A 16,975-nucleotide genomic window follows, 5' to 3' on the forward strand; every position below is an offset into this window, starting at 1 on the left:
TTTCAGGAAAATTGCAGTGCCTTTACTGGGGCCGCTTCGCAGCCCAACGCAGGACAAGCCTGCTCGCCACAATAACCGGTTGTGTAGATCCCTATGTGTATCGCAGGCAAGCCAGCTCCCACATTTTGTTTGCGTAAAGCTTACAGGCCTAGGTCAGACAACCCCGGATGATCATCCGGGCGCCGGCCCAGTGGCCAGTGGAACTTGCGTTCGGTTGCTTTGATTGGCAGATCGTTGATGCAGGCAAAACGATTGGCCATCAGGCCGTTTTCGTCGAATTCCCAGTTCTCGTTGCCATAGGAACGGAACCAGTTGCCGGAGTCGTCGTGCCACTCATAGGCGTAGCGCACGGCGATACGGTTGTCGGTGAATGCCCACAGTTCCTTGATCAGTCGATAGTCCAGTTCCTTGGCCCATTTACGCGTGAGAAAACCCTTGGCCTCTTCGCGGTTATGCGCAAATTCGGCGCGGTTTCGCCATTGCGTGTCCAGGGTATACGCCAGGGACACGCGCTCTGGGTCGCGGGAGTTCCAGCCGTCTTCGGCCAGGCGCACTTTTTGAATGGCCGAATCACGGGTAAACGGTGGCAGTGGCGGGCGTTGTTCTGCTGTCGATGACATGGGGCAGCTCCTGTTAATACCAAGATGGTTTCGAAAGTTGCTCAGCCTGTACGTTCAAAGTCCCAATAAGGTTCGCGCCATGCATTGCGCATTATCGGCCGCTGTTGAATCGCCCATGACCAGGGCAACGGTAATGGCGCCATCGATCAGGATCAGCAGGTGCGCGGCCTGCCGTTCGGGGTCGGGGGTGCCATGTGCTTTACACAGTTCAAGTGCGTACTCGAACAGTTTTTGTTTATGCGCTTTGGCCAACAGGCGCACCGGGTCTTGCGCGTCGCCGGTTTCGCCACTGGTGTTGATAAAGGCGCAACCGCGAAAGTCTGCCGAGCCAAACCATGTCTTGAGTGCGCTGAACAGCGCCAGCAGGCGCTCGCCGCTGCCTTCGCTGCGCTCCACTTCCGTTCGTAGCCACTGCATCCAGCGAGCGTCGCGGCGTTGCAGGGCGGCGATGACCAGTTCGTCTTTGTTGGCAAAGTAACGGTAAATACTTTTGCGCGAGACGCCGGCGGTTTTCACCAATAACTCCATGCCGGTGGCGGCAATGCCGTGGCGATAGATCAATTTCTCGGTGACGTCGAGAATAATGTCGCGGGTTTCGTTGCTGTCGATATCGTTCATGGGCTGAACAGTAGAACGATCGTTCTTCTTGGTCAATTAAATTTTTTCCGCTGGCCGCGACGAGACCTGAGCAGCCCCATGGTGTAAGCTCTGTGCCTCTTCGGATTCGACCCATTGCGAGCCTTATGCCGTCGTTCTTCAAACGCTCCCTGTTGCCCAAACTGCGTGGTTTCCCGCTGTCTCCCGATGCCATCGACGTGCTGTCCGGTGCCGCTGCGTACCGCCAGTGCCTGCTGGAAAAAATCGCCCAGGCGACACAGCGCATCTACATCGTTGCGCTGTACTTGCAGCAGGACGAAGCGGGGCAGGAAATATACGCCGCCTTGCACGCCGCCAAGGCGGCACGGCCCGAGTTGGATATCGTGGTGGTGGTTGACTGGTTGCGCGCCCAGCGCGGCCTGATCGGCGCCGGCAAGCAGCCGGGTAACAGTGCCTGGTACCAGGCCATGACCCACTCCCACGCCAGCGAAGTGCCGGTGTATGGCGTGCCGGTGCAAACCCGTGAACTGTTCGGCGTGTTGCACCTCAAGGGCTTCGTGATCGATGACAGCGTGCTGTACAGCGGCGCCAGCCTGAACAATGTGTACCTGCACAAGTTCGACAAATACCGCTTTGATCGCTATCACCTGATCCACAGCAAGCCCTTGGCTGACTCGATGCAACACCTGGTGGAACACGGCCTGGTCGCGTCCAAGGCCGTGCATCGCCTGGACTTGCCAAACCTGCCGACCACCCGCAGCCTGCGCAATGACATCGGTGACTTGCGCAGCCGCTTGAAGCACGCGACCTACGACACCACCACAGGTTTGCTGCCCAATGGGCACTTGTTGGTAAGCCCGTTGCTGGGGGTGGGCAAGAACAACCCGTTGAACCGGGTGATCCTCGAACTCGTCGCCAGTGCCCAGCATCAGCTGACCATCTGCACGCCGTATTTCAACCTGCCGCTGTCGGTGACCCGCGAAATAAATCGTGCCCTGGCGCGCGGGGTGAAGGTCGACATCATTGTCGGCGACAAGACCGCCAACGATTTCTACATCCCGCCCAGCGAGCCGTTCAAGGTGATCTCGGCGTTGCCTTACCTGTATGAAATCAGCCTGCGCCGCTTTGCCAAACGCCATCAGCCGATGATCGACAGCGGCCAGTTGAACCTGCATCTGTGGCGTGACGGTGACAATACCTATCACCTTAAGGGTATGTGGGTCGACCAGCGTTACACCTTGCTGACCGGTAACAACCTCAACCCACGGGCGTTCCGTTTGGATCTGGAAAATGCCCTGCTGATCGATGACCCCCAAGGCCAATGGCTGGCACCGCGGCGTACTGAGTTGGCGCAGATCTTTCAGCACACCACGCGCATCGAGCGGTACCAGCAGTTGCAAGCGCTGGTGGATTACCCGCCAGGGGTAAGCAAGTTCCTGCGAAGGGTCAGCCGGGTGCGGATTGAGCGGTTGCTTTACCGCATCTTGTAGGTGGTAGACGTCCGCCACCACCGTAGATATTGTACTTTGAGCAACATTCATCGATGCCCTGGGAACACTCCTACACCTTGTCTTCGGGTTTACTCGTAGGTTTGGGAGACGGTTCTTAAGGAAAAGAACTCTTGCGGTCAAACGTACAGAGAGCTTGAAATGTCGACATACAATTTGCTTCCCTCGTCCACGCCTTTACATGTTCCAACAAAGCACGCAGCTGAATCTGAACCTCGTTCCCCGATTGCGCCACTGTCCCAAGACAGTTCCGGCGAAACTCAGCACACATCCGATGCAGCATTCCCGCGCCGACTCGAAGGGCAGTTGACTCAAGCCAGGTTTGAGCAAGCCCCGGTTCGCCACAAACGCGAAAACTTGTCGAATAAGTCCAGGCCCCTGACCGAAGTCGGTCGTATCAGCCTGGCTTTTCCACAGACTGCAGACGCCAGGAAAGCTGATATAGAACTGCAAAAAATACTTACTTACGGGCTGATCACTGGCGAGACTAAAGACGATCCGGTTCCTCAAAATGCTTCTATCAAGCCGTTCATTGATGCATTTATCAATGCTGCTCGAGAACCACAGGTGCAGGCGTGGTTCGAGGCCAAAGGTTTGGATGTATCGACAGTACGTGTTTTCAGTGACGGGGTAGAAGGCACGGTGTTGGTTAACGGTGAAAAGGTCACGCAAAGATTCACCGGTATCGACACGTCAGGTTGGAACGAGGTCGGAGCTAAATTGACAGAAGCGGCGAACAGGCTGTCGCCTCAGTCTCGCGGGGTGTTGCTGCCCGACAAAGACACTCAGCGATTGCATGATTTAGACGTGGTGTTTAATTTTTACGGTGTGCGCCCCCCTCGTGAGGAAAGCGAACAATTGCCGCTAGGCCAATTGCTTCAGACGACAGGCTGGCCGGCGCTGACTGATGAAAAATACTTTTCCTGGAGGCAGCAGTTTGGACAACTTCAGCAGAAAACCAGTGACATTGATACCCGGTCTAGCCTGTCGTCTCAACTGCAACAGTTGATTGATAACGCGCCAGAGAATGAAACACTGAACCTGGGTGACCAACTTGCCACGGTGTCGCCAGAATCGACATTGGCACAAAAAAGCCAGGTGTTACGTGAGCGCTTTGCCGCATCGTTGGCGATGCCGGTGTTCAAGGCCTTCATTGAAAAGCTTGGCTATGGCAACGCAGATCAAATCTACAGGATGCATGACGGGGTCCTTGAGATACGCAAGGCCGATCATCAGTGGCTTTCTATAGGGGTTTATCTAGAGGATGAAATCAGCAAAGTCGGAGTAGGTGGCAGCCCTGAGGAAAAACTCGCGATCAGAGCCCTCGATTCCCAATTCAAGCAACTCGTAGAGCAGAGTCGATCAGTTGGGAACACGCTGTACTCACAGCCTATGTACGATGCGCGTCAGCTCCTGGCGTTTTACGGCCTGGGGAACCCTGGCACGCTTGCGCAAGTCACCGCGGCCATTGGCGCGCTGACCAACAACCTGCCGCCGTCGCCAGCTCGTTGGACCCTCTCTTCTTCTTGGCCGGAGAACTCGGACCGTGCGTCTGCCGATACCGTGCTCGGTAACGCCTTGGTCAGGGGGTTGAGATCGGGCTTCTACAGTTTAATAGCTCCGCAGGGAACGTCGTTGTCGCTTGCTTATGACGCTTTTCAGGAGATCCTGGCCCAGCCGGAGCTACAGGCGTGGATCAAAAGCAAAGGGTTGAAAACAGATGGGCTGGTGCTGCACAAGGACAGCATCAGCGGCACTGCTTACCGTAACGGTGTGCGTGAGGAAGTGACCTTCACCACTGCTGATGATTCCGGGTGGCAGCAGGTGAGCGCCAAGTTGCGCATGATCATGGATTTGCTGGACCCTGAGGATAAGGGTATGCAATACGTGTCAGAGGGAGAGTTATGGATGGATACGTCGGTGGTTTTGCAGGCTTATGGTTTGCCGAAGCTGACTTATGCCGAAGACCGACCACGGCTGATAGCGCAGCTGGAGACCACCGGGCTGACGATGCCCGCCGAAGAGTATCGGCGAATCACCAGCGGTTTGGCGGCAATACGGCAAAATATCGGTGACTTGGATGAACGCGCCTACCTCGCCAACTATCTGGAGAGTCAGGTCCAGGACCTGCCTGAGGATACGGCCATGGACTGGTCAGGGCATCAGGTGCAACCGTCAGTCAGTTCACCGCTGGTCGTGGGCGATGATGCGGATCGAGAAAAACTCCGGCGGTTTACCGAGTCGCCTGCGCTGACTACGGTATTGGAAAAAACCGGCTCGTTCTGGCCTGGGAGGCCTTTCCGGGTGTCCGAGGGTAAATTCGAGCACCAGACCCCGGAGGGGAACTGGCTGGATCTTACGAAACATGTTGCCGAAGTTGCGAGCCTGAACGTTGAGCTTGGCCAGCTGATCACGCTGAGCCAGGAGCGGGGAAACGCCTTGTATTCGGTGCCTACTTACGACGTCCGCCAGCTCTTGGATTATAAAGGGCTGGGTTCGCCACGCACTGTTGGCGAGACGCGCAACGTGGTGCGATGGCTGCGCACTGCCTTGCCACTCGCGCCCGCCCTGGGAAATTACGCCGGCCTGCTTGAAGAACCGTGGGTCCCCGGTAAATTGACCTCCGGCGATAAAGTCACCCTCAAGGCTGAGGCCGACATGCGCTGGGCTGGCGCACAACCTGAACGTTCTGAATACCTCGAAAATGCAACGCAAGAAGCGCTGGAGCAAAACCCGGCAGAGCACCTGGAAAACTACCTAAACAGCACCGATGCTCTTGACTATGGTCAAGAACTGGCGCGAACACTGAAATGGAAAGATTCGCCAGCGCCCAAGGTGGTTAGCCAACAGCTTGTCACCGCCGCGCTCACCTTGTATGCAGAGCAGGGGGAACCTGCAAAACCAGGCTACGTGGCAGGCTATAGCCTTTACCAACACTCCAACATGGGGCGTACCTTCAACGCTGTCCGTGAGGACCTGGTGAAACACTTGGTTGCTAATCGGGGGCTTGAGCCTAAGCTCGCGGTGCTGACGGCCCAGATTCTTCTTGCAGAGGCGGCGCCCGAGTTTCTGGTAAAGGAAGTGCCTGAAGAAATACTGATCGGCACGCCGGCCTGGATGGAGCTGCGCCTAGGGTGTGAGATGGCGAACCTAAAGGCGCCGGGCACAAGTCAAATGATGAACGAAAAGCAGATCAGCGATCTGACTACACTGGCCCCCACCAGTGAAGGGCAGGCAAGCTTGATGCAGCTTGGGTCCATCAAGTTCTTGCTCGATTGGGCGGTACTCAACGATGTTCTTCCCGATGCAGAGAAAGGCGAACATAACGCTGAGTCGGTCAAGATCGCCAGCGAAGCGTTCTTCAAACAGCGTAAAGAGATTAGCGACGCATTGAATGCCGTGGCCGAGATACCGTCACGAGAGGCCCTGGCGATCAGGGAGTTGCTCAAGGTGTTTCCAGGAACCACACGCGCCCAGCTGGAAGGCATGACTGTATTGATTGCCGATCCCGATGCTCGACGCAATATGTCTATTTCCGAACCGCGTACACGTTCGCTGATACAAACCTATATGACGGGCGATCTGACGCCTGGCAAGTGGGTACTCAGGAGCGATATGCCGCAAAACCTGATACGCCCCCGAACTAGTCCCTTTCAAAGAAACCTGGAAGTAGAGGCACCCGCCGATAAGCGCGCAGAACTCGATGAGCGGATTCGTCAACTGCCCGATATTGAGACTGAGCTGAAAAAAGCGGTCGACGCGCACACCGCTACGCTGAAGAAAGCCTACGCCACCCAGCTCAAGCTCATGTTTGCCAACCTTCCACTGGCTGATCGTGAGCTTTTGAACAATCCTGAGAGCGTTGTCAGTTTGTTCAGCGTGCGCGGGGAGACCGGGTTGTCTCCGGTCGATCAGACCAGTGCCGATGTGCAGGCGGCCAGAGGACGGCAAGGCACTTTGATGAGGGTCGAGCTGGGCACGCAGGTGTGTTATTTCGAAGTGTTTGCGAATGGAAAAATCATCAAACGCACAGATCTTCCGAAACAGCTGAAATTGGGCGACGTCCTTACTGGCAGACCCAATACCGACCATTGGAATCACCATTACCAGAGATTTGCTTCGGGTGGGTTCAGAGTCAAGTTGGACTTGGACGCCTACAGGAATGGCACTCCGCCAAGGCCGGATGCCTCCTCAAAAGTTATCATTGAAAGCATCGGCGAGCCGATTGGCGGTACCACGGCAACGGTCAGCAGCGCGCCGAACACTGGCCTGACTAACACGTTTGCCTCGGCGAAGACCGAAAGCATAGTGACGCTTATTGCAGAGCACAATTTATATGAAAGCGATGAGGCCCTGCTGCAAAGGGCCCAGGGCACATTGCCCTTGGAGGAAAAACGAAAAAACCTAGCACGTGACAAGGCAATATTGAAGGGGCTTGTGCCATTCCTGGGTGCTTATCAGGAGTTCTCGAACGGGAATATTGGCGCGGGAGTGGTGGCCCTGTCGGTGGACATTGGCGGGGTGCTCCTTGGCGCAGGCGGTCAGCTCCGATCGCTATTGCGCGCAGGCAAGGCACTTTTGCCTAACCCAGTAAGTGGCGTCGTCCGTAGGTTAGGAACTAAAGTCGTGCCCCTTACTCCCAAAACTGCATGGGCAAAGCCTGTGGCGAGTTTTAGCGACAGGGCGTTTAACTTCATCAGGGAGGCGGCGTTAACAGGCAGTGCGATCATGAATCCAGCAGACGGTTATGGCCAACTGTTTAAGGCTGGGCTCAAGGGGCTGCTCAAGCTATCGGATTTAGCCAAAAATACGTCGAGGTTGGGTAAGGCTGCCGCGCCTCACCTCCTTACCATGGAGGAGAAGTTGAGGGCTTATTGGTTAGCTGGGGGATTGGATCCCAAGCCAAAACTCACGACAGGAGGCGTGCCCGGAACCAGTCAGGGGATCGATGTAGTGGCGGCTAAAATGAACGGTATCTGGTATGCGCTTAACCCCAAGACGGGCAAAGCGGACGGTACGCCACTGCTAGATTTTAAAGAGACGATCTTGCCATCCGGGAGTGTGAGCCCGACGTAATTGTGATTGATGTGTCTGCTGGTCCCGGCCATGCACTAGGCACTCTGTTTGAGTGCATGGCCGGGGTTGGTTTAGTTCAGGCCCAACTTGCCGCGCAGCATCGACAGGTCCTCAGCCAAGGTGTTGACCGGGCCCACCAGGGCCTTACGGTCGGTTTCCTTGACCTTGTCGTAGGTTTCATAGCCGCCATCCTTGGTTTTGTACTTGGCCAGGATCTTGTCCACGGTGGCAAAGTTCTTGTCGACCTTGGCCAGGAAGACTTTGTCCTGCTTCTCGATCTGGCCACGGAACAGGTCGACGATTTTCTTCGCGCCGTCGATATTGCCCTGGAAGTCATACAGGTCAGTGTGGCTGTAACGGTCTTCTTCACCGGAGATCTTGGTGGCAGCCACTTCTTCCAACAATGCTGCTGCGCCGCCGACGACTTTTTCCGGCGGGAAGGTCAGGCCGTCCACACGGGTTTTCAGGTCATTGACGTCGGTGTTGAGCTTGGCGGTCAGCGCTTCCAGACCTTTGGTGGTCTTCTCGGAGAACAGCACGTACTCGATGCGGTGGAAGCCGGTGAAGTCTTCAGCGGTTACGCCTTTCTCGTGGTCGTCGACACGCGAGTCGATCGAGGCGTCGAGGTCGCTGAACAGCTCGGCGATCGGTTCGATCGACTCATAGTGCACGCGGGTCGGTGCGTAGAGCTTCTGCGCGGTGGCCAGGTCGCCCTTGTTGATGGCATCGGTGAAGGCCTTGGTCTGGATGACCAGCTCGCCGATTTCTTCGGTGACGTAGATCTTGTAGTCCGACACCGGGCCTACCAGGTCCAGGGGCGCGGTGGCGGCGAAGGCTGCCAGCGGTGAAAGGGTCATCAGCAACGACAACGCGATAGTCGACTTCTTCATGGGACGTTTTCCGCTCTGGTTTGTTTTAGGTGTTGGCAGTGGTTTGTGAGTGCGTTGCAGCGAGCAGCGTGCGGCCAAGGAAGTCCTTGGGCCCCGTCACCCCCGGCAAGGTGAAGAAGTACCCGCCGCCAACCGGCTTGAGGTATTCCTCCAGAGGCTCGCCGTTGAGCCGGGTTTGCACACTGATGAAGCCTTTCTCCAGGTCAGCCTGGTAGCAGATGAACAACAGCCCCATGTCCAGCTGACCGTTTTTGTTGACGCCGTTGGAGTAGTTGAACGGCCGGCGCAGGATCAGGTTGGCCTGAGTCTGCGGGGTACGCGGGTTGGCCAGGCGGATGTGTGCATCGAGCTTGGTCAACTTGCCTTCCGGGTCCTTGCTGTAGTCGGGCACCTGGGTTTCTTTCTCGCCATCCATGGGCGCGCCGGTCGGTTTGATACGGCCGATGATGCTTTCCTGTTCCTGCAACGGTGTACGGTCCCAGCGCTCGACGAAGTTGCGGATGATGCGCACGGCCTGGTAGCTGCCGTTGGCGGCCCACGCCGGCTCGTCGCTGCCGGGCTGTACCCAGACGATCTGGTCCATGGCCTTGGCGTCATTGGAATTCGGGTTGGCTGAGCCGTCACGAAAGCCCAGAAAGTTACGTGCGCTCTGCGCCGGCTCGCCGGGTTTGGCCGGTGCCTGGGGCGGTACGCTGCCTTCCTGTTTCCAGCGCACCAGCAGCAGGTCGGGCAGGTTCTTTACGATGTCGCGCAGGGCGTGGATATTGGTGTCCGGGGTGTTCGAGCTGAACTGCAGGCTCAGGTCGCCGTGACACTGGGCAGGTTCCAGCGCGTCGTTGGGGAAGCCGACCATGCGGCTCAGGCGCTTGGGTTTGGCTGCCGCGAGGCCGAAGCGCTCATCAAACAACGACTCGCCGACCGAGACGGTGATGGTCAGGTTATCCGGGGTGACTACCGGGCCGAGGATCCCGGAGTCGGTGGGCGGTAGTTTCGGGTCGACTTGCGGCACGGTGCCGCCAGTCATCAAGAACGCGATGCGCTCATTCAAGGTGCGGAACAGGCGCTCCAGGTCTTCGCGATCGCTCGCCAGCACGTCGAAGGCGACGAGCATGCCGCAGGCCGGGCGCGGGGTGACGATGCCGGTCTGGTGCTGGCCGAAAAAGTCGTGGTGGTCCTGGGTCTTGTCACTGCGCGGTGCGGTGGTGACTTGCTCGGCTGCAGCGGCCATGGCCGGGCAGGTCAGGGTGCTGCCGGCAATCGCCGCACCGGTGGCGGCCATGCCCAGCAGGACACGGCGGCGCTGTGCAGAAAAGGGCGAGGAAAACTGTTCTGAATCACTCATCTGTTAGGTCGTCTTCACTGCAGGCCGGAAAGGCCAAGGGCGGGGTCGATTCCATCGAGTGCAACGGCCAGAGCCTTGGCCTTGTCGGCGATCTGCTTGCGCTGATCGGCCTTGACGCTGTCGTAGCGGCTGTACTGGCCGTCGACTTTAAAACTGTTGAGTTGGGTATCGAAGGCATCGAGCGCGCTGTCGATTGTCGGCAGCAGGTCCGCCGCCGATTTGCTCAGCAACGGACGCATCAGGTCGACCACCTTGCGGGCAGCCTCCAGGTTGGCGGCAAAACCGTTCAAGTCGATATGGCTGTAGCGTTCCTCTTCGCCACTGGCGGCCCGCACATCCGCCAGGCTGTTGAGGTTGCGCACCACAATGCTGACCAGTTGCTCCGGCGGCAGCGACTGCGCAAGCAGCTGTTGCTTGAGGCTGGTGACGTCAGTGACCAGACGCTCGGCGATCGGGCTGAGGCCCTCCAAACTGCGCTGCTGGAACAGGCTGTATTCGAGGCGGTGGAAGCCACTGAACGCCGGGTCTTGCTCGCGCTTTTCGAAGTAATCGGCGCGGGCATTGATCGCGTTGTCCAGCTCGGCCAGGCGTTGCGCGGCAGGAGCAAGGCGCTGATACGCCTCACGGGCCGGTACATACAGCGCTTGCGCCTGGGCCAGGTCACCGGCTGCAATGGCTTGCTGCAGGGCGGTCACGGTCTTGACCAGCGCACTGCCTTGGCCGCTCAGGTACACACGGAACTCCGACAGCGGGCCGATAAAGGCCACCATCGACGGTTTGGCTTTGGCCTGGGCATCGGACTCAGCGGTGGGCGTGACATGCAGCGTGCCGCGCGGGTTGCTCAGCAAGCCGCAGGTGATCGCATAGTCGCCGGGCAACAGGTTGGCGTTGATCACCTGGCTCAATCCCGGCGCGATATTTTCGCGTTCTTCAATCACCAGCACGCCGTCTAGGATTTCCCATTCCACCGCGCGGTCGGAGCGGTTGATGATGCGAAAACTCGCGCGCCCGGCGGGCACGCTAATTTCATTCGGCTCGCAGGCGTGAGCATGAATCGTCACCGCGATTTCATTGTGGTTGGTCTGGCGCTTGGCGGCAGCCAGTTGGGAGGCGTAGTAGAACAGCGCACCGGCGGCGATCATCACCACCACCGAGCCGGCCACTGCCCAGCGCAGGGCGCGCGACGGCGGTGCCGGTTGAAGGGTTGGGTTGGACAAGAGACGGTCCTTAATGGCTGGAAACGGAAGAAGGTTTGGCGACAGGCTTGGCAGGGGCCGAGGGCAGGAAGAACATCACCAGCGCCACTACCAGATAAATCAGATAGGCACCCAGGGTGCTCACGGTCGGCGCTTCCTGGTAGCCGAACATCCCGGCGAGCACCGAACCCAGCGGGCTGTCCATCGGCAGCACGGCGCTGAAGTCGAACAGCACGGTTTGCAGGTGGTTCCACACGCCGGCCTCATGCAGGGCCTGCACCGAGTTGGCAAGAATGCCGGCGGCCACCACCAGGATGAACAGGCCGGTCCAGCGGAAAAACGCGCCGAGGTTCAGGCGCATGCTGCCGGTGTAGATCAGGAAGCCGACGATAATCGCCAGGATCAAGCCGAGGAGGGCGCCAATCGGTGCGCCCGGGCCTTCGCTCTGCTGGAATACTGCAAGCAGGAAGAACACGGTTTCCAGGCCTTCACGGGCCACGGCAAAGAACACCATGGCGATCAATGCGATAACTTGGTGCTTGGAACCGGCCAGTGCATGGTCCAGGGATTGGTGCAGGGAATGCTTGATGGAGCGCGCCACCTTGCGCATCCAGAACACCATGGAGCTGAGGATGCCGACGGCTACCAGGCCGACCACACCTTCAAACAGTTCCTGTTGTTTTTGCGGGAATTCGGCGCTGACCAGTTCCAGGCCACCGCCTACCAGCAGGGCCAGCGCAGCGGCGAGGAACACGCCGATCCACACGGCGGGCATCCACTGGCCACGGCCGGTCTGTTGCAGGTAACTGGCGATGATGCCAACGATCAATGCGGCTTCAATGCCTTCGCGCAGCATGATTAGAAAGGGAACGAGCATTCGGCACCGCATCAAGACTGGTTAGGATGCTAATTTGTAACATAATGATACTCATTACTAAACAGCCAATGTTGACCTTTACTGAACTGCGGCTGAACGGTGGTGGCGAATCGCAACCGCCCTTATGATGCACCCCATCTTTTGCAGCATTGAATAGCCCGATTCCCATGGCGGAAAAAGACACCATCTCTATCCATCTTGTGCGCGAAGCCTTGCTGCAAAGCTGCGCGCCCGGCGCGGCCACGGTTGAAGCCTTGAGCAAGGTCGGGATAGCCCCGGCGTTGCTCGAGCAGCCCGACGCCCGCGTGCCCGCCACGGCCTACGCACGCCTGTGGCGCTTGCTGGCGCGGCGCATGGACGACGAGTTTTTTGGCATGGACCCGCGCAAACTCAAGTCCGGTAGCCTGGCGTTCCTGTGCCGCGCCGCGATGGCACAACCGAGCCTGGACGCCAGCCTGCAAACTGGCCTGGGGTTTTTGTCGTTGATGCTCGAGCAGATGCCTGCACAACTGATGCGCCAACAGAGCCTGGCAGAAATTGTCTTGCTCGAACCTGAACCTAAACGCGCGTTTACCTATTTCACCTATTGGATGATCGTCCACGGCGTCGCCTGTTGGCTGGCGGGTCGGCGTATCCCGATCCTCGCCATTGAGTTGCGCTGCCCGCAGCCGGATTTCTGTGACGACTATCGCGTGATGTTCTCTGACAACCTGCGCTTCGACCGGCCGCGCACGCGCATGATCTTTGCTGCCGACTGCCTGGACCTGCCAATCAAGCGCAGCCCGGAAGAACTCAAACGGTTTCTGGCGCATGCACCGGCCAACATACTGGTCAAGTACCGCGACCCTGCGAGCCTGGCTGCTCGGATCAAAAATGATCTGCGCCATATGCCTGCCAATACCTGGCCGGAAACCGAAGGTTTGGCCGCCAACCTGTGTATTTCGGCGTCGACCCTGCGTCGCCGGCTGGCGGATGAAGGCCAGACTTATCAAGGGCTCAAGGATAGCGTGCGCAAGGAGTTGGCGATTGTCTGGCTCGCCGAGGCCGACATCAGTTTTGTTGAAATTGCTGTGCGCCTTGGATTTGCTGATGTCAGCTCGTTCTACAAAGCCTTTCGCAAATGGTCCGGTTCAAACCCGGGGCACTACCGCAGTTTGATCCTGAGTGACGCGTTGCCGCCGTTGTGACGCAGGCTCATGCGAAGACCCGCAGGAGGAAATGCGTACATACACTTGCTCTACTCGGCTTCGGAATAAGCCTATCCCGTTGCAATGAGCAATATTCAGATTATTAGGCTCCTTTCTCTGGAGTACTTTTAATGAACTTATCCCGTGTCGATTCAGGCAACAGTCCGCGCCTGCACTCATCCAATCCGCCACCCGGTGAGCTGAACCTGGCGACGTCAACCGCTCAATCGGATAAGCCGGTTGTTGTCGTTAAAACAACCGCTGAAGCTGACACTGAACTGGCCACCATTCTGGCAGATCATCACCAAGGCGATTGGCGTTTTGACCGTGCGTCGCCAGAGACGTCATTTGGTAAGTGGATGGGCCATTTTGATAAAGCGTGGAACTCGCCGGCTATACAGGCGTGGCTAAGAGCGCAAAATTTCTGGTTGGGTACGCATACGTTCAACATAGTAGGGACCACCCTGACTGTACAAGCGCTAGACACGGGCAAAATCACTACGTTTACCCCTTCAGATGGCAGCGGTTGGTGGCCGATCGCACGGCAGGTGATAGCCAGTGCTGCCATGCTTGGTCCACAAGGGAAGCACCTGAGCTGGCCCGAACCCGCGAGTTTGCCCGCTGAGATCGCGGCGTTCTACGGCGTTCGCTGGCCGATCAACAAAGGTGATGAAGAAGCACTCAAAGCCAACGGTTTTCCGGTAATTCGTGTAGAGGATGACCCCCTGCGCTCACCTGAAATGCGCGAGCTGGCAGAGCGCGAGTTCTTGGATGTAGAAAACGAAAGCGCGTTGATAAAGAATCTGCTTAATGAGCTCAAGGACAAGCCGGACGACGAGGACATCGACCTCAGAGCGATTGCCCAGGACATTGCACCGGGGTCGTCACTTGACATTGCCAATCGCTCGGGGCTCAAAATATTGAGGCGCCTGATGCGTAATCCCCTGATGGCGCCCATCTTGAGCGCGAAAAACCTAGGTGTGAATGCCCAGGTTCGGCTGGAGAATGGGCTGTTTATGCTATGCGCCAACGGCAAATCCAGACCTTGGCATGACGTGACGGACCAAGTTTTGGCCCATCCAACGCTTGCGAAACTGCTCGACCGTGCCACTCAGCAATCGGAAGCAACCGGAAACATAATCAGATTACAATCAGTCGGCGATCTATGGCAATTACTTCGGTTTGCGACGTCGATCGAGTTACAGGCTGTCAATACTGCCGGCGAGTTGCGCGACATTTTGAACTGGAAACTTAACCCGCTACCACCAGAACCCGAACTGGGCAGCTATGCCCGCAATTTTTTGGAAGATAAGCAATCACCTGACTGCCTGACCGAGGAGCAACGTATCAGGGTCCGCCGGTCAGCACCCGGCACCAGTACACCGCCACCGTTGACACTGCTTGATTGTTCACCGAAACCCTGGGCAGGCAAGAGCCCGGAATACATCCGCCAGAATGCCGACGAACTCGTCAGCCAGGCATTGACTCAGGGCGCAGGCTTGCGGCGCTGCGAGCCCATTCTCGCTGCACTCAAAGACGACCCGTCAGAGGCACCCGGAAAATCTTCGCCGAGCTATCGCAAACAGCTGATCCTGACGCGTGATCTGCTGATCATTGACCCCACCCTGGGTACGCAGCGTAATCATATTGGCGGCTACGATCTGTACTCGGCATCGAACACAGGGAAAACCCTGTTCGAGGTGCGTACTGAGCTTGAACGACACCTCGCCAGAGAAAAAAAACTGCCCCTCGAGCAAGCCATACTGGTTACGCATGCGTTGTTGTCGACCGTCGCCCCCGAGTTTCTGGTGAAGGGCGCCGACACGGTACGTGTGGGGACGTTGCCACTTGTCAGCCTGCGTGTTCAAACGGCACTGGTGGAAATGGTGTCCCAAGGCAGTTCGCGCCTGATGAGTGCAGAACAACTTGGCTCTCGTGCCTTACTGAAGCCGATTTCGCCTGAGCACGAACAATTGGAAGCAATGCACAGTGCCGGGCCGATATACGATTGGGCCGTGGCCCAAGGTGAAATGATCTATGAGGATGATTACTCACCCGCGGCGCTGAATGCCGCGTTAGTTGCTTACAATGGGCGTGTGAACGAAAGTGCGCTAATGGCCGACAGCCTTGCTAACGCCAACTCATTACTTAAAACCCGCGCGCAAGCGGGTGAACAGGAGTTGGAGCGTGTTTGCCCTGGCCAGAGTGAGTTTTTCAATAAAAGAACCGTATTGTTCAACCCTAGCTCATCAATTCTGGGCCTTGGGCCACTGGACGCAATGGTTGAAGCAGTCACCCATATACGGAATGAGCCCAAAGCCACTTTCTTAGGGCTTGCAGCGGGGCCTTGCTCAATCAAGGATTTATACTTGTCAGGCGAGTTGACGGCTGAAAATATAAACACGAAAGAATGGAGTTTCATCAACCCGTCAGATAAAACAGCATTTGAGGCATTGAAGAGTCAACTTGTAAAGTTGAAGCCGATCGAAAGCGTGTTTCTGTTCCCCGTCCTGCTGGGAATTACAAGCTTGGCAACCTATCAGGTTATTGCCACGAAAATGCTGATGAGCGAATTGCCTGTTGAAGACAGGCGAAGGTTGGAGTTTGGAGAGGTCACGGTCTATGGCGCTTCGAATCAGGAGGGTGACCTCAGTCAAGAAGAGGCTCAGCAGAAAATCGGGCCTATTCTATTTCTCAGAGATGCGTTGGGCGCCAAGTGTTATGAGCTTCTCCCCGGCACTAACCGCTACGCAGAACGCCCGGAACTGGTCGACGCCATGACGTTTATGAGTAATACCGGTACCGATTCCTTCGGGAGAATCATGCGCCGGCGTCTTACCCCGACGTTGCCGGTTGACATTGAGGTCGCCGCGCACTTTCCCGCGCCGCCAAAGCGTCAGGACGCATCAGCGGGTTTGCCCAATACTTATTCGTCGACACGCACAGCTGAAGTTCTTAGTGCGCTGCAACGGGAAAACTTGCTCGTCGCCCCCCTGTTGCTGCTGAAGCAAGCTGCGGGCACGACTTACAACGAAGCCGTTCAGCAGCGTTTGGATGCCATCGATAATTTCATCATCAATACCTTGATTCCGTTCAAAGGCAATATCGAAGAGCTCGCCTCAGGAGACCGCCGTCGTGTTGCTGTGGGCGCTATTGGGCTGGGCTTGGAAATTGTAGGGGCTCTGTTTGTGGCCGCCAGTGCCGTCAGCGCGGTCGCAAAGGCAGGGTCGATAGCTGCCAAGTTAGCCGTTGTGGGCAAAGCAGTGCTCTCGATGTTTAATCTACCGGGGGCGGTGGCCGGCACGACGAAATCCTTGTTTCGTCTCACCGCAATGGGCGTCAGAAGCGTGGGAGGCAACGTCCCTAAATCAATAGGGAAGGGACTCTCTCATTTCAAAAAGCTGGCGTGTGGTAGCAAAAAAACCGAGAAATTAATCAGGCTATCGCCACGCGAGCGTGCGGGCAAAGAGGTCACTAACTTAGTGGCAAACACCGGATTGATAAATACGGTTAACGGCACGGTAGATTTTGCCCAGCAAACACCGCCCAATACGTCTGAAGGCAGAATCGTTACTAATACGTAACGACTGTTGTTTTGAGCAGGGATGCTCATCGCTTGCTGGCTTAACCCCGATACTCCGCCCCCCCGACACCTGTCGCCCTCCTGCACGACCGAGCTGAA

The 16,975-nt window shown here is 57.3% G+C and carries 10 protein-coding genes; 4 read left to right on the forward strand and 6 right to left on the reverse strand.

The features are described from left to right. Positions 1-140 precede the first annotated feature (140 nt). Both K0H48_RS00220 and K0H48_RS00225 read right to left on the reverse strand, forming a co-directional pair. A complete protein-coding gene (locus K0H48_RS00220; RefSeq protein WP_219265567.1) occupies positions 141-620 on the reverse strand; it encodes a nuclear transport factor 2 family protein in 480 nt (159 codons plus the stop codon). Positions 621-674: 54 nt separating this feature from the next. Further along, entirely contained in the window at positions 675-1,238 is a 564-nt protein-coding gene (locus K0H48_RS00225; protein ID WP_219265569.1) for a TetR/AcrR family transcriptional regulator, read from the reverse strand. Positions 1,239-1,363: 125 nt separating this feature from the next. Between K0H48_RS00225 and pssA the strand changes: the two genes are divergently transcribed. Continuing rightward, positions 1,364-2,707 carry a CDP-diacylglycerol--serine O-phosphatidyltransferase gene (pssA, locus tag K0H48_RS00230; RefSeq protein ID WP_219265571.1) on the forward strand — a complete coding sequence of 448 codons (1,344 nt, stop codon included), beginning with the start codon at positions 1,364-1,366 and terminating at the stop codon, positions 2,705-2,707. Positions 2,708-2,866: 159 nt separating this feature from the next. Beyond that, positions 2,867-7,801, forward strand: coding sequence for a hypothetical protein (locus K0H48_RS00235; RefSeq protein WP_219265573.1), 4,935 nt, complete (start codon positions 2,867-2,869; stop codon positions 7,799-7,801). Between the two features lie 71 nt (positions 7,802-7,872). Here the strand turns inward: K0H48_RS00235 and efeO (K0H48_RS00240) are convergent, their stop codons facing one another. The 4 genes from efeO (K0H48_RS00240) to efeU are packed head-to-tail and all read right to left on the reverse strand — an operon-like array spanning position 7,873 to position 12,106. Beyond that, entirely contained in the window at positions 7,873-8,691 is an 819-nt protein-coding gene (gene efeO, locus K0H48_RS00240; RefSeq protein ID WP_219265575.1) for an iron uptake system protein EfeO, read from the reverse strand. 25 nt (positions 8,692-8,716) lie between these two features. Then, complete coding sequence (efeB, locus tag K0H48_RS00245; protein ID WP_219265577.1) at positions 8,717-10,033, reverse strand: iron uptake transporter deferrochelatase/peroxidase subunit; 1,317 nt, start codon at positions 10,031-10,033, stop codon at positions 8,717-8,719. A 14-nt stretch (positions 10,034-10,047) separates the two neighbouring features. Further along, positions 10,048-11,250, reverse strand: coding sequence for an iron uptake system protein EfeO (gene efeO, locus K0H48_RS00250; RefSeq protein WP_219265583.1), 1,203 nt, complete (start codon positions 11,248-11,250; stop codon positions 10,048-10,050). A gap of 10 nt (positions 11,251-11,260) precedes the next feature. Continuing rightward, complete coding sequence (efeU, locus tag K0H48_RS00255) at positions 11,261-12,106, reverse strand: iron uptake transporter permease EfeU (RefSeq protein ID WP_219265585.1); 846 nt, start codon at positions 12,104-12,106, stop codon at positions 11,261-11,263. 167 nt (positions 12,107-12,273) lie between these two features. Here efeU and K0H48_RS00260 point away from each other — a divergent pair, with 167 nt between their 5' ends. Together K0H48_RS00260 and K0H48_RS00265 are read left to right on the forward strand one after the other, a co-directional pair. Next, positions 12,274-13,293 carry an AraC family transcriptional regulator gene (locus K0H48_RS00260; RefSeq protein ID WP_219265587.1) on the forward strand — a complete coding sequence of 340 codons (1,020 nt, stop codon included), beginning with the start codon at positions 12,274-12,276 and terminating at the stop codon, positions 13,291-13,293. A gap of 131 nt (positions 13,294-13,424) precedes the next feature. Next, positions 13,425-16,877: a hypothetical protein gene (locus tag K0H48_RS00265; RefSeq protein WP_219265589.1), complete on the forward strand. Its 3,453-nt coding sequence runs from the start codon at positions 13,425-13,427 to the stop codon at positions 16,875-16,877. Positions 16,878-16,975: the final 98 nt, after the last annotated feature.

Source organism: Pseudomonas sp. Xaverov 259 (genome assembly GCF_019352915.1).
Classification (GTDB): domain Bacteria; phylum Pseudomonadota; class Gammaproteobacteria; order Pseudomonadales; family Pseudomonadaceae; genus Aquipseudomonas.

What these genes read in the sequence shown, in the direction of transcription:
- pssA (WP_219265571.1), top strand. Translation starts at nt 1,364, where the DNA reads ATGCCGTCGTTCTTCAAACGCTCCCTGTTGCCCAAACTGCGTGGTTTC.
- K0H48_RS00235 (WP_219265573.1), top strand. Translation starts at nt 2,867, where the DNA reads ATGTCGACATACAATTTGCTTCCCTCGTCCACGCCTTTACATGTTCCA.
- K0H48_RS00260 (WP_219265587.1), top strand. Translation starts at nt 12,274, where the DNA reads ATGGCGGAAAAAGACACCATCTCTATCCATCTTGTGCGCGAAGCCTTG.
- K0H48_RS00225 (WP_219265569.1), bottom strand. Translation starts at nt 1,238, where the DNA reads ATGAACGATATCGACAGCAACGAAACCCGCGACATTATTCTCGACGTC.
- efeB (WP_219265577.1), bottom strand. Translation starts at nt 10,033, where the DNA reads ATGAGTGATTCAGAACAGTTTTCCTCGCCCTTTTCTGCACAGCGCCGC.
- efeO (WP_219265575.1), bottom strand. Translation starts at nt 8,691, where the DNA reads ATGAAGAAGTCGACTATCGCGTTGTCGTTGCTGATGACCCTTTCACCG.
- K0H48_RS00220 (WP_219265567.1), bottom strand. Translation starts at nt 620, where the DNA reads ATGTCATCGACAGCAGAACAACGCCCGCCACTGCCACCGTTTACCCGT.
- K0H48_RS00265 (WP_219265589.1), top strand. Translation starts at nt 13,425, where the DNA reads ATGAACTTATCCCGTGTCGATTCAGGCAACAGTCCGCGCCTGCACTCA.
- efeU (WP_219265585.1), bottom strand. Translation starts at nt 12,106, where the DNA reads ATGCTCGTTCCCTTTCTAATCATGCTGCGCGAAGGCATTGAAGCCGCA.